The organism is Bradyrhizobium jicamae, from assembly GCF_018130695.1.
Taxonomy (GTDB): Bacteria; Pseudomonadota; Alphaproteobacteria; order Rhizobiales; family Xanthobacteraceae; genus Bradyrhizobium; species Bradyrhizobium jicamae_B.
Map to the genome: position 1 here is coordinate 325,033 of NZ_JAFCJX010000002.1, position 13,039 is coordinate 338,071.

Below are 13,039 nucleotides of genomic sequence, written 5' to 3' on the forward strand. Positions count from 1 at the left end.
GCGGCGCGTTACCACACGGTCGGAATTGGCTTACAACTCAGTAAACAGATGTCCTTCAACACCTTCGGCCACATGTTCCGCGTCACCACCTTTGGCGAGAGCCACGGGGTTGCGATCGGCTGCGTGGTCGATGGCTGCCCGCCGTTGATCCCGCTGACGGTGGAGGAGATCCAGCGGGACCTCGATCGCCGCAAGCCCGGCCAGTCGCGCTTCACCACCCAGCGCCAGGAGCCGGATGCGGTGAAAATCCTGTCCGGCGTGATGGCGCATCCGGAGACCGGCGTGCAGGTGACGACGGGCACCCCGATCGCGCTTCTGATCGAGAACACCGACCAGCGCTCCAAGGACTATTCGGAGATCAAGGACAAGTTTCGCCCGGGCCATGCCGACCTCACCTATGAGGCGAAATACGGCCTGCGCGACTATCGCGGCGGCGGCCGCTCCTCGGCGCGCGAGACCGCTACCCGCGTCGCGGCCGGCGCGATCGCGCGCAAGGTGTTGCCCGAGGTGAAGGTGCGCGGCGCGCTGGTGCAGATCGGCCCGCACAAGATCGACCGTCAGAAGTGGGACTGGGACGAGATCGCGAGGAATCCGTTCAACTGCCCGGACAAGGATAAGGCGGCGTTCTTCGAGAGCTACCTCGACGGTATCCGCAAGAGCGGCTCATCGATCGGCGCGGTGATTGAAGTGGTCGCCGAAGGCGTGCCGCCGGGGCTCGGCGCACCGATCTACGCCAAGCTCGACAGCGACCTGGCGGCGGCGATGATGACCATCAATGCGGTGAAGGGCGTCGAGATCGGTGCCGGCTTCGCGGCCGCGGAATTGACCGGCGAAGAGAACGCCGACGAGATGCGCTCTGGCAACAACGGCACGCGCTTCCTGTCCAACAATGCCGGCGGCATTCTCGGCGGCATCTCGACCGGGCAGCCGATCGTGGTGCGCTTTGCGGTGAAGCCGACCTCATCGATCCTCACCCCGCGCCAGACCGTTGACCGCAAGGGCGCCGACACCGACATTTTGACCAAAGGCCGCCACGACCCCTGCGTCGGCATCCGCGCCGTCCCGGTCGGCGAGGCCATGATGGCCTGCGTGCTGGCGGATCATTTTCTGCGCGATCGTGGGCAGATCGGGCGCTGATCCCTATATAGTGGCGGTCGCCAGATCGCCGGGGAGCTGCCATGAATGCGTCGGAGTTGCGGGACATCGTCGCGTGGATGATCGGCGGTGCGCGGTCGGCTCCGACCCCGCCGCAGATGATGGCGGAATGCTGCGAACGGCTGGTGCGGGCCGGATTGCCGCTGTGGCGCGTCGGCGTCTTCGTTCGCACATTGCATCCCGAGATTTACGGCCGCCACTTCCTCTGGAAACCGGGGAGCGAGGTCGAGCAAGGTACCGTCGACCACAAGATTCTGGATACGCCGGAATTTTCCGTCAGTCCGCTCTCGATCGTCTTCAAGCAGGGGCTTGAAGTCAGGGCGCGGCTCGACGATCCCGCAAGCGCGCGCTTTCCGATCATCGAGGACCTGCGTGCCGAAGGTGTGACCGACTATATCGCGCTGCCGCTGGTCTATACCGACGGCTTCGTCAATGCCTCGAGCTGGACCACACGGCAGCCGGGCGGCTTTACCGAGGAGCAGTTGAGTGCGCTTCGGTCGATCGCCGTGCCTTTGGCGCGCTACATCGAGATCGTCACCTTGCGCCGCACCGCCTCGCTGCTGCTCGACACCTATGTCGGCAACCGGGCCGGCGAGCGCATCATGGGCGGCCAGATCAGGCGCGGCCATGCCGATACGATGGACGCCGCAATCTGGCTGTCCGACCTGCGCGGCTTCACCGCGTTGTCGGACCGCTTGCCGGCCGAGACCGTGGTGGAGATCCTCAACCTCTACTTCGATTGCCAGGTGTCTGCGATCCGCGCCCATGGCGGCGAGGTGCTCAAATTCATGGGCGATGGCCTGCTCGCGGTATTCCCGATCGACGAATATCTCGGCGACGAGGTCCAGGTCTGCTCGCAGGTGCTCGAAGCCGCGCGCGAATCCCGTGCCGGCATCTCGGCCCTGCAATTCCCCAACGGCGACGACGTCGAGCGCTTCCGCTTCGGCGTCGCATTGCATCTCGGGCGCGTGCTCTATGGCAATATCGGCGGCGGCAACCGGCTCGACTTCACCTGCATCGGTCCGGCGGTCAATCTTGCAGCAAGGCTGGAGAAGATCGCCGGCCGGCTCGGCCGCACGGTCGTCGCATCCGAGCGCTTCGCGGGCATCTGCGACGGCGGCTGGAGCGATCTCGGCGAATTCCCGATCGCCGGCTTTTCGAAGGCCGAACGGATCTACGGTCTGTTCGACGAGGCGTCGGCCGCGTCGGCTGGATAGGCCGGGCATGGCATGACGGTGGACGTCGATCGACAGCATCGGACCGGCATCGTGCTGGTGGTCGCGGCGGCGGTGGCATGGAGCACTGCGCCGTTCTTCACCCGGCTGCTGCATCAGGATTCCTGGACCATCCTGTTCTGGCGCGGTGTGTTCGCCAGCATCTTCATCACGTCCGTGCTGGCCGTGACCGAGGGCCGCAAGGGCCTGCGCAATCTCGTCGCGATGCGGCCGCACGGATGGCTGGTGGCGGGGCTCTCCGCCTTCGGTATGATGACCTTCATTCCCTCGCTGCAATTGACCAGCGTCGCCAATGTCGCGGTCATCGTCGCGGTGCAGCCGTTTGCGGCGGCCGCGATCGCCTGGATCTGGCTGCGCGAGAAGGTCGCGCTGCGGACGCTGCTGGCGAGCCTGCTGGCGTTCGCCGGCATCGTCATCACCGTGAGCGGTGCCACCGGCGCTGCCGACTATCGGGGCATCGGCCTTGCGGTCGCGATGATGCTGGCGATCTCGCTGATGACGGTCGTGATCCGCCGTCACCGGGAGACGTCGATGCTATCAGCCGTCGCAATGTCGAACCTGATCAGCAGCCTGACCTGTCTACCCTTCGCCTACGGCCATGTGTTGGTCTCGCAAGCCGACCTCGTCACGCTCGCACTGTTCGGCTTCTGCCAGGTCGGCATGGGGCTGACGCTGTTCACGCTGGGCTCGCGGCTGATGCCGTCGGGGCAGGCGTCCCTGATCGCGACGCTGGAAACGCCGTTGATGCCGTTCTGGGTGTGGCTCGCATTCCACGAGGTGCCGTCGGGCCGCGCCCTGATCGGCGGCGCGCTGGTGATGGGCGCGGTGATTGCCGACATCGTCGCCGACCGACGGGTGCAGGCTGTCGCCGCGCCCTGATCAGTCCGTCCGCTCCAGATTATCCCGCAGGCGCCGCTGCAGCGCGTCGATGTCGATCTGATGCACGCTGCCGCTGCCGGCGAGGTCGAGCGCGTGCGCGGCCGCTGCGCCCATCGCCATGCACGGTCCCATCACCCGCACGCTCGACAGCGCCGCCTTGTCGCCATCGATGCAGCGGCCGGCGGCCACGACATTGTCGGCTTCCGCCGGCGTCAGGCTGCCGAACGGCACATAGTGGACGTGATCCTTGTCGAACACGTGCCAATGGTGGCCGGAGCCGTGATCGTGCAGCTCGATCGGCCAGGCCGTGCGGCCGATCGCGTCTTCGAACTTCGTGCCGGCGCGCACGTCGTCGACCGACAATTGCTGGCGGCCGACGATCCAGCGGGTCTGGCGGATGCCCGGAAAACCATAGGAGCGGATGCGGGCATTGCCGAAGCAATCCGGAAATTCGTTCTTGAGAAATGCAAAGGCGCGGTCCGCCTGATCCTTGCCTTCGATGCCCTTCTGGCTCGCCGCGAGCGGCTCCAGCGGGGTCTCGACATGGGTCATGTTCATCGCGGCGACGCCGCGGCCGGGAATCACAAAGGACAGGCCCTCGCGCCGCAGCAGCCCATACTCGCCGGCCTTCTCGCGCATCCGCGCCGGCAGCTCCTCGCGGCTCGGCACCTTGCTCTCGTCGATATTCTCCACGATCAGCATCTGCGTGCCGTAGATCGGGCCGTCGTCCGGCTCGCGGCAGGCGAACCCCGCCTGCCACACCAGCGCGGCATCGCCGGAAGCATCGACAAAGCCGTTGGCCTCGACCTCGACGTCGCCATAGCGGGTGGAGAGATCGAGGCCGGTGACGCGCCGGCCGGAAACCTTCACGTTGCGCATGACCGCGCCGACGATCACGGTGACGCCGGCCGCCAGCATCGCCTTCTCGACCCAGCGCCCGAGTGCGACCTCGTCGTAATAGACGACGGTGGTGTGCGGACCGCGGCGATAGAACAGCGCGTTCTCCTGCGCGCCGAGCTCGCGCAAGATGTCGTCGGCGACGCCGTGGGTGAACTGGTAGCCGTCGGTGCCGTTGGAGAACAGGCCGCAGAAGGTGCCGATGATCGAGTTGACCGCTTGTCCCCCGAGCGCGGGCAGGCTGTCGACCAGCACGACGCGCCGGCCGGCCCGCGCGCCCTCGATCGCCGCCGACATGCCGGCCGCCCCCGAGCCGACCACGCAGATGTCGGCGGTGACGCGCGACGGCGTCGGATTGGCGCCGCGGCGGACGATCCTGGTGCCCGCGGTGACTTCGCTCGCGCTCATGGGCGGCTCCGTGTTCTTGTTGTCGTCGTCCTGGTCATTTCCGCTCGGTCGGCTTGTCCGGCACGAAGGATTTGTCGATGATCTTGTCAGCCTCGATATCTCCCTCGATCATCTTCTGGCGCTTGAACCACGCGACTTGTCGCGCGATGTCGGCGCTGTCGAGCGCGGGATCGACCACCGACAGCCCGATGCGCAGCGTCTCGAGCTTCTGCTCGGTGTATTTGGAGATGATGGCGAGCATCGCATCGCCCTCGTCGCTACGGACGAATTTGCCGTCGGCATCGCGCTGCAGCAGCACGCGGGCATATTCCTCGGTGCCGCGGCGATAGGCGGCCAGGACCTTCTCGATCAGCTTGCGGTTCTTGTCGATGGCAGCGGTGGAAGCCACCGCGCAGCCGAGCATCCACGGCGTCTCGTCGCCGACAAAGCCGAGCACAACCGCATCGCCGGAGGCCACGACCGGGCTGATCGTGGTCGTCGCCGTCAGGGCCGCGTCGAGCGTGCCGCCCTTGATGGCGGCGGCGACATTGGGCAGTGACTGCAGCGGCACCACGCGGACGGTGCCGATGTCGAACTTCAGCTTGTCGGCGATCAGGCCGAGCGAATAGTGGAAGGTCGAGCCGACCTGCGTGATGCCGACCGAATGGTTCGGCAGGTCCTTCAGCGTCTTCAGGCCGGCATCATAGGCGCGCTTGGAAGCGACATAGGCGGTGTTCTGGAAGCCCGGCGCCTCGCGCGCCGTGCCGGCGATCACCTTCAACCCGCCCTTGCCGGCGAGATTGTAGAAAGCCGCAGTAAAGCCGGTGAAGCCGATATCGATGTCGCCGGAGACGGTCGCGACCGCGATCGGCACCGCCGCATCGAAGAACCTGAAATCGACGTCGATGCCTTCCTGCTCGAAATAGCCGCGTTCCTTGGCGAGGAACAACGGCGCGGCCGAGGACAGCTTCAACAGCCCGATCCGCACCCGTTCGGCGGCCTGCGCCGCGGTCGCAGCGAACGCGATGGTCATTGCCAGCAGCAGACTCAGAACCGGTCGGCCCCTTGCTCGGAGGCTTCTTGAGGTCGCTTGCATGCCGTTGTTTCCCGCCCTTGTGCTGTCCGGCTTGGGCCGGTCCTTTGCGGGGATTGTCGATGATCCCGGGCGGGAATGCAAAGCCTGCCGTCGTCCGGGCTATTCCTCCGGCTCGGTGGTGAACAGTAGCGGATAGCCCTTGGCGCGGCCGGCGTCGGTGGCGCGCGTCGCCTTGGTCTCGGCGACGTCCCGGGTGAACACCGCGACCACGCAGACGCCGCGCTGGTGCGCTGTCAGCATCACCTTGTAGGCCTGGTCCTCGGTCATGCGGAATTCGGCCTTGAGCACGCTGACCACGAACTCGCGCGGCGTGTAGTCGTCGTTGACCAGAATCACCTTGTGCAGGCGCGGCCGCTCGACCTTGGTCTTGGTCCGGGTTTTCGGCTTGACGACGGTCTCGGGCATCGCCCGGCACTCCCTAAGGGCTTACCGTAAGAATACCGTCTTCGCGGCTGGCTTGGAACTGACCGATTTGCACGGGTTCGTTGCGACACGAGCAAGCCGCATCGGTGTCCATGGTGCGCTCAAATCAGGGCGACGTTCCTAACCTGAATGTGAAGGATGGATCATATCAGCGCTTTGCGCTTGGCGATTTGCATGTCACCATGACGGGCATACGACGGGAGGGCCGCCATGCGCTGGTATGTCTCGATCGGAGCTGTGCTTGTCGCGGGCGTGCTCGCCGGTGGCGATGTGGCCGGTGTTGCCGCGCCCAACCCCCTTCTGCGAGGATCTGGCAACCAGCCACAGCTCGCCCAGAAGGAAGCCAACCCGAGCGTCGATGTCGAGCTGATCCTCGCGGTCGACGTCTCCTATTCGATGGACATGGACGAGCTCGCGATCCAGCGCGAGGGTTATGCACAGGCGATCGTCTCCAAGGAATTCCTGCAGGCGCTGAAGAGCGGCCCGAACGGCAAGATTTCGGTCACCTATTTCGAATGGGCGGCCTCGACCGACCAGAAGATCATCATTCCCTGGCGCGTGATCGACGGCCCGGAGACCGCGGATGCGGTCGCCGCCGAGATCATGAAGACGCCGATCCGCCGGGCCTCGCGCACCTCGATCTCGGGCGCGATCTATTTTGCGATGCCGCTGTTCGACGAGAACCCGCATCGCGGCATCCGCCGCGTGATCGACATCTCCGGCGACGGTCCGAACAACAACGGCAGTCCGGTGCTCGCCGCGCGCGACGAGGCGTTGTCGAAGGGCATCGTGATCAACGGCCTGCCGATCATGGTGAAGGAGCCGTCCTACTCGACGATGGATATCGACAACCTCGATTACTATTACGAGGATTGCGTGATCGGCGGCCCCGGCTCGTTCGTGGTCACGATCAAGGACCGCGACAAGTTCAAGGAAGCGATCCGCACCAAGCTGCTGCTCGAGGTCGCCGGCCGCACCCCGGAGCGGCGCATCGTGCCGGTCGATGCCAAGGAGCCGCGCGTCAATTGCATGATCGGCGAGAAGATCTGGTCGGACAGGTGGGGCAGGTAGCTGTTGCGTAGCGCTGCCGTAGGATGGGTGGAGCGAAAGCGATACCCATCATCTCACCACGCGGCACGAAAGTGATGAGTATTGCTGCGCTCCACCCATCCTGCGATTTCACGATATCTGGCGCAGTTTCTGCTCCAATGCCCGTAATATCTGCAGCGCCGCATCATATTGTCCCGATCCAATCAATCTCCAGACCTTGGCAACCTGCGCCGCCAAACCATCGATCGTCACCGGAAGGCCAGCGGCCTCAGCCAGCGCGCCTTTCTCGTTGATCAGATAGCGCTCGTTGATCGCAAACAACACCTGCCCGATGCAGGCGAGCGCGCGATAAGCGCATCCGGCGATATGCGTCGTGTCGCCGCGTGCCACGGCGAGCTCGGCATTCTCGATGCTGAACAGCACCTCCCACTGAAATCGCCGGATCAGGGCGTCGCGCAGCGGGCGCGGGTAGGGCGACGTCTTCGCCTTCAGGCCGGTGATGACACCATCGGGATCACGCAATGGCTGGCACAGCGCGATCTCGCCCATCCAGATCGCCGAGCCAAAGCCGTGCGGATGGCCTGGTTGGTAGTGCATTCTGACATCGCCGTTGCGGCAGGCATCGATCGTCACCGCGACATCCTCGATGCTGCGATAGAGCAAATCGACCTTGCGGCCGCCGATCCTGAGCCATGCGCCGCCGACGATCCATGGCCCCCATTCACCGATCTTGGTCACCGCGGCGTCGTCGGGCTGATCGGCCAGGCCTCTCACCACTTCGCGAAGCCGATCGACATCCAGCGGGGCCGCGTCGGAATAATAAAGTCCGATGTCGTAGTCCGACCCATCATGCGCCGTGCCGCGTGCTCGCGACCCGCCGAGCACGATGGCCGCGATGCCGGGGACGCTCGAGAGGATGGGGATGATGCGTTCGAGGAGAGGATCGTTGAGCATGGAACGGGCTTCACAGAATGAGCCCGCAGTATATCGAGCGCATCGCGGATCGTGAAAGTCGTATCGCGCAGTTTCAGCGTGTAAACTTCGCCACCAGCTCGACATGCGGCGTGTGGCGGAATTGGTCGACCGGCGTGACGCCGGCGAGCTTGTAGCCGCCGTCGATCAGGATTTTGGCGTCGCGCGCAAACGTCGCGACGTTGCAGGACACGGCCACCACCGTCGGCACTTTGCTGGCGGCAAGCTGCGTCACCACCGCCTGCGCGCCCTGGCGCGGCGGGTCGAACACCACGGTGTCGAAGTCGCGCAGCTCCTGCGGCACCAGCGGGCGGCGGAACAGGTCGCGGGCCTCGGCCTTGATCGGCTTCAGGCCCTTGGTGGCGGTTACCGCTTTCTGCAGCGAGGTGATGGCGCCGGCATCGCTGTCGAAGGCGGTGACGCGCGCAGACGTCGCGAGCCGCAGCGCGAACGGTCCGACGCCACAGAAGAGATCGGCGATGTGCTTGCTGCGCTTGCAATGGCCTTGCACGAGTGCGGCCAGCGTCTCCTCGCCGGCGGCCGTCGCCTGCAGGAACGAGCCCGGCGGCAACGTCACCTGCGCGGCGCCCATGGTGACGACGGGTGCGCTACGCATCAGCACCAGTTCGCCGTGGCGCGTCAGCCGCGCCAGACGATGTTTTTCAGCGACGCGCGACAGCGTCGCGATCATTGCCGTCGGCAGTGGACCCGAGCCGCGCACGTCGACATCGAGACCATTGAGCGTTGCCGTGACCTGGATGTCGAGCGGCTTGCCCGAGGAGATCAAGGGTTCGGCGATCGCCCAGGCCGCATCGAGCGCGCCATCCAGGGCGGGATCGAGGATCGGGCAGCGATCGACCGGAATAATGTCGTGCGCGCCGGCCGCCGCGAAACCGACTTTCAGGATCTCGTGGGTGCCCATGCGCGCATGCAGCGTCATGCGGCGTCGGCCTGCGCCGTGAGCATCGACCAGCGGCGCGACGTCGCAGGCGATCTTCGCCTGCGTCAGCGTCTCCACGACGATGTTGCGCTTCCACGCGCGATAGGCCTCGTCAGACCAGTGCTGGATGGCACAGCCGCCGCAGACGCCGAAATGGGGACAGAAGGGGGCAATGCGCTCGCAGCTGGCATTTTCGACGCGCACGAGCCGGCGGCGGTCGGGATGATGGCCGGGAACGTCGGTGACCTCGACCGTTTCTCCGGCCAACGTATAGGGTACGTAGATCGACTGGGCGCCGACGATGGCGACGCCGTCGCCGCGGTGGCCGACATGATCGATGGTTAGGAGCTCAGCCACGGCGCGCGCCGATGAAGAATTCGATGTTGCCGTCGCCGCCTGATATGGAGGACGGGAACACCTGGATGTCGGTGCAGCCGAGCGAAGCGGCGAAGGCTGCGATGTCGTCGCAGATCTCCTGATGCACCATCGCATTGCGGATGATGCCGCGCTTGGAATGCTTTCGCTGCGCCTCGAATTGCGGCTTGATCAGTGCCAGCAGATGCATCGGCGCCGCCGCCAGCGACAGCGCGACCGGCAGCACGGTCTTCAACGAGATGAAGCTGACGTCGATCACGACGACATCGGGCCGTGCGGGCAGCCGCTTGCCTTCAAAACTGCGGATGTCGGTCGCCTCCATCGAGACGATCTTGGGATGGCCGTGCAGCGAGGGATGCAACTGGCTGTGGCCGACGTCGATGGAGAACACCAGGCTCGCGCCATTGGCGAGCAGCACTTCGGTGAAGCCGCCGGTGGAGGCACCGACGTCGAGGCAGATATGGTCCTCGATCTCGATCGGATAATGTTCGAGCGCGCCGGACAGCTTGACGCCGCCGCGCGAGACCCAGGGATGCGCCGGTTGCGCGGATAGCTCGGCCGTCGCTGCGACGATCTCGGAGGCCTTTGCGATCGGCTTGCCGTCGGCGATGACGAGCCCGGCCTCGATCGCGGCCCGCGCCCGTGCGCGGCTTTCGAACAGGCCGCGCTCGACCAGCAGCACGTCGATCCGCTTGCCCGCAGGCGAACCGCTATCGTTCTTGTCCGCCAAGGTCAGCTCTTTGCGTTGGCGCGATCCGCGGCGAGGCGAACGCACGCCTCGAAGCATGCGAGATCATGCCAGATATCGGCGGGCCTCACAGCCGGCGTCACCAGCGGGGCGCCGTGCAGGTCGAGTGCATGGATCATCATGAGATTGTCGGGCCAGCCAAAGTCTTCCACGGTCAGTCCCTCCGGGTCGACGTGCGGGCCGCCGGGCCTTTCCGTCACATCATAGTGCTGCGCGACGCGCTCGCGATATGACGCCGGATCGTTCGAATAGGCGAAGCACAATTTGCCGCGGCCCGCCATGTAGCCGAGCTCGTACACCGTGCCTGCGTCGGCACTGGGGCCGCGAAACGGCGTCAAATTGGCGATGATCGCGTCGGCCGCATCCATCATCGCCTCGTTGGCCTTGAAGATCGCGAGCGAAGCGTCGGGGCTGGAGAGATCAACGACATTGTCGAGCGGGTAGAGTCCGGTCAGCCCGTGGCGTGCACACTGCGCCGCCTTCTTCCGCCCAATCTCGATCGCGTCCGGCAGGAACACGTCGGGACCTGCCAGATAGATCTTCATGGAGCGACCGCAGGTTCAGGTGAGTGATGGCGTTGCTGCGGCGTTTACGGTGCGACACCTTTGCCGAGGGCCAAGCTGTGGACACGTCTCTCGCAGCCGATCTTGTTTCAGGCCACGCGAGAGGTGGGAGGGCTCTCTCCCCCCTTGCGGGGGAGAGTTGGAGAGAGGGGTGAGCCACGAACACCGCCCGTGCGGCTTACCCCTCTCCCTAACCCTCCCCCGCAAGGGGGGAGGGAACCCATCCGCTCGTGCCTTCCTGACGTGCGCGCTCTCGCAGAGACGAGGGCGCACCCTTGGGAGAGGTGAAGCAAGCTCACGCCAGCTTGACGGTCTCGGCCTTGAAATCCTTGCCAAGCGCCGCGAACACCTTGGCGACGATGCTCTTGGCGTCGAGGCCGGCGCGGGCATACATCGCGTTCGGCGTGTCGTGGTCGAGGAACATGTCGGGCAGGATCATCGAGCGGAACTTGAGCATGCCGCTGTCGAGCATCGCATTGTCGGTCAGGAACTGCGCGACGTGGGAGCCGAAGCCGCCGATCGAGCCTTCCTCGATCGTGATCAGGATTTCGTGGTCGCGCGCGAGCTTCAGCACCATGTCCTCGTCGAGCGGCTTCATGAAGCGCGCATCGGCGATGGTGGCGGAGAGACCGTGGGCGGCGAGCTCGTCGGCCGCCTTCTCGCATTCGGCGAGACGCGTGCCGAAGGAGAGCAGGGCGACCTTCTTGCCTTCGCGGATGATGCGGCCCTTTCCGATCTCGAGGGGAATGCCGACTTCGGGCATCTCGACGCCGCGGCCTTCACCGCGGGGATAGCGCACCGCGCTCGGCCGGTCGTTGATCGCGACCTGGGTTGCGACCATGTGCACCAGCTCGGCCTCGTCGGACGCCGCCATGATGACGAAGTTCGGCAGGCAGCCGAGATAGGCGTTGTCGAACGAACCGGCATGGGTCGCGCCGTCGGCGCCGACGAGACCGGCGCGATCGATCGCGAAGCGGACCGGGAGCGACTGGATCGCGACGTCGTGGACCACCTGGTCGTAGCCGCGCTGCAGGAAGGTCGAGTAGATCGCGCAGAACGGCTTGTAGCCTTCGGTGGCAAGGCCGGCGGCGAAGGTCACCGCATGCTGCTCGGCAATGCCGACGTCGAAGGTGCGGGTCGGGAACGCCTTGTTGAAGATGTCGACGCCGGTGCCCGACGGCATCGCCGCGGTGATGGCGACGATCTTGTTGTCCTTCTCGGCTTCCTTGACGAGGCTCTGGCCGAACACGTTCTGATAGGCCGGCGCGTTCGGCTTGGCTTTCGCCTGCGCGCCGGTGGCGACGTCGAACTTGACGACGGCGTGGTACTTGTCGGCGGAAGCTTCGGCCGGGCCATAGCCCTTGCCCTTCTGCGTCACGACGTGGACCAGGATCGGGCCGGTCTCCATGTCGCGGACGTTCTTCAGCACCGGCAGCAGATGGTCGAGATTGTGACCGTCGATCGGGCCGACATAGTAAAAGCCGAGTTCCTCGAACAGCGTGCCGCCGTCCATCATGAAGCCGCGGGAGTATTCCTCGACGCGGTTGGCGCGGTTGGCGATGATCTTCGGCAGCCGCTTGTTGATCTGCTTGGCCGCCTCGCGCAGCGAGCGGTAGGTCTTGCCGGAGTAGAGGCGCGACAGATAGGCGCTCATCGCGCCGACCGGCGGCGCGATCGACATGTCGTTGTCGTTGAGGATCACGATCAGGCGCGAGTTCATCGCACCGGCGTTGTTCATGGCCTCATAGGCCATGCCCGCCGACATCGAGCCGTCGCCGATCACCGAGATGATGTTGTTCTTGCCGCCGGAGAGGTCGCGCGCCACGGCCATGCCGAGGCCGGCCGAGATCGAGGTCGAGGAGTGCGCAGCGCCGAACGGGTCGTAATCGCTCTCGGTGCGCTTGGTGAAGCCGGACAGGCCGCCGGCGGTGCGCAGCGTGCGGATGCGGTCGCGGCGTCCGGTCAGGATCTTGTGCGGGTAGGCCTGGTGGCCGACGTCCCAGATCAGGCGGTCGCGCGGGGTGTCGAAGATATAATGAATCGCAGTGGTCAGCTCGACCACGCCGAGGCCGGCGCCGAAATGGCCGCCGGTCACGGACACGGCGTCGATGGTTTCCTGGCGCAGCTCGTCGGCAACCTGCCGCACCTGCTCGATCTTCAGCTTGCGCAGGTCGTCAGGCGTTCGAATGGTGTCCAGCAGCGGCGTCTTACTAAATTCGGTCACAGCCATATTCCAATTTTTACAGGTCGCGGCACGGGGCCGGACGCGAGAGGGGTGCGCGGTCCCGCGCAGTGAAAAGTCAGACACAGGTTTGCCGC

The 13,039-nt window shown here is 65.5% G+C and carries 12 protein-coding genes; 4 read left to right on the forward strand and 8 right to left on the reverse strand.

Features of this window, described 5'->3' with window-relative positions:
• The first annotated feature begins 48 nt into the window (after nucleotides 1-48).
• Genes aroC through JQ604_RS04320 form a run of 3 tightly spaced genes read left to right on the forward strand, consistent with a single transcriptional unit; the run spans nucleotide 49 to nucleotide 3,269 of the window.
• Nucleotides 49-1,137 carry a chorismate synthase gene (gene aroC, locus JQ604_RS04310; RefSeq protein WP_212353472.1) on the forward strand — a complete coding sequence of 363 codons (1,089 nt, stop codon included), beginning with the start codon at nucleotides 49-51 and terminating at the stop codon, nucleotides 1,135-1,137.
• 41 nt (nucleotides 1,138-1,178) lie between these two features.
• Nucleotides 1,179-2,372, forward strand: coding sequence for an adenylate/guanylate cyclase domain-containing protein (locus tag JQ604_RS04315; RefSeq protein ID WP_212353475.1), 1,194 nt, complete (start codon nucleotides 1,179-1,181; stop codon nucleotides 2,370-2,372).
• A 12-nt stretch (nucleotides 2,373-2,384) separates the two neighbouring features.
• Nucleotides 2,385-3,269, forward strand: coding sequence for a DMT family transporter (locus tag JQ604_RS04320; RefSeq protein ID WP_212353477.1), 885 nt, complete (start codon nucleotides 2,385-2,387; stop codon nucleotides 3,267-3,269).
• Here JQ604_RS04320 and JQ604_RS04325 read toward each other — a convergent pair whose 3' ends face one another.
• The 3 genes from JQ604_RS04325 to clpS all read right to left on the reverse strand — a co-directional run bounded on the left by JQ604_RS04325 (nucleotide 3,270) and on the right by clpS (nucleotide 6,054).
• The gene (locus tag JQ604_RS04325; RefSeq protein WP_212353478.1) at nucleotides 3,270-4,574 is read right to left on the reverse strand and encodes an FAD-dependent oxidoreductase; all 1,305 of its coding nucleotides are present in this window, start codon (nucleotides 4,572-4,574) and stop codon (nucleotides 3,270-3,272) included.
• Between the two features lie 34 nt (nucleotides 4,575-4,608).
• Complete coding sequence (locus JQ604_RS04330) at nucleotides 4,609-5,586, reverse strand: ABC transporter substrate-binding protein (protein WP_249157988.1); 978 nt, start codon at nucleotides 5,584-5,586, stop codon at nucleotides 4,609-4,611.
• A gap of 162 nt (nucleotides 5,587-5,748) precedes the next feature.
• Nucleotides 5,749-6,054 carry an ATP-dependent Clp protease adapter ClpS gene (gene clpS, locus JQ604_RS04335; protein WP_212353481.1) on the reverse strand — a complete coding sequence of 102 codons (306 nt, stop codon included), beginning with the start codon at nucleotides 6,052-6,054 and terminating at the stop codon, nucleotides 5,749-5,751.
• 228 nt (nucleotides 6,055-6,282) lie between these two features.
• On the opposite strand from clpS, the gene JQ604_RS04340 reads away from it, so the two are divergent.
• Complete coding sequence (locus JQ604_RS04340) at nucleotides 6,283-7,143, forward strand: DUF1194 domain-containing protein (protein ID WP_212353483.1); 861 nt, start codon at nucleotides 6,283-6,285, stop codon at nucleotides 7,141-7,143.
• A 108-nt stretch (nucleotides 7,144-7,251) separates the two neighbouring features.
• Here the strand turns inward: JQ604_RS04340 and JQ604_RS04345 are convergent, their stop codons facing one another.
• The 5 genes from JQ604_RS04345 to dxs all read right to left on the reverse strand — a co-directional run bounded on the left by JQ604_RS04345 (nucleotide 7,252) and on the right by dxs (nucleotide 12,950).
• Entirely contained in the window at nucleotides 7,252-8,076 is an 825-nt protein-coding gene (locus tag JQ604_RS04345; RefSeq protein ID WP_212353485.1) for a nucleotidyltransferase domain-containing protein, read from the reverse strand.
• Between the two features lie 73 nt (nucleotides 8,077-8,149).
• A complete protein-coding gene (locus tag JQ604_RS04350; RefSeq protein ID WP_212353486.1) occupies nucleotides 8,150-9,391 on the reverse strand; it encodes a class I SAM-dependent RNA methyltransferase in 1,242 nt (413 codons plus the stop codon).
• Nucleotides 9,384-10,145: a TlyA family RNA methyltransferase gene (locus JQ604_RS04355; protein ID WP_433996226.1), complete on the reverse strand. Its 762-nt coding sequence runs from the start codon at nucleotides 10,143-10,145 to the stop codon at nucleotides 9,384-9,386. Before JQ604_RS04355 ends, JQ604_RS04350 begins: the two co-directional genes overlap by 8 nt.
• Nucleotides 10,142-10,702 (reverse strand): nucleoside 2-deoxyribosyltransferase, encoded by a 561-nt coding sequence (locus tag JQ604_RS04360; protein WP_212353492.1) that lies wholly within the window; start codon nucleotides 10,700-10,702, stop codon nucleotides 10,142-10,144. The genes JQ604_RS04355 and JQ604_RS04360 overlap by 4 nt, the downstream gene beginning before the upstream one ends.
• 313 nt (nucleotides 10,703-11,015) lie before the next feature.
• Entirely contained in the window at nucleotides 11,016-12,950 is a 1,935-nt protein-coding gene (gene dxs, locus JQ604_RS04365) for a 1-deoxy-D-xylulose-5-phosphate synthase (RefSeq protein ID WP_212353497.1), read from the reverse strand.
• Nucleotides 12,951-13,039 lie beyond the last annotated feature (89 nt).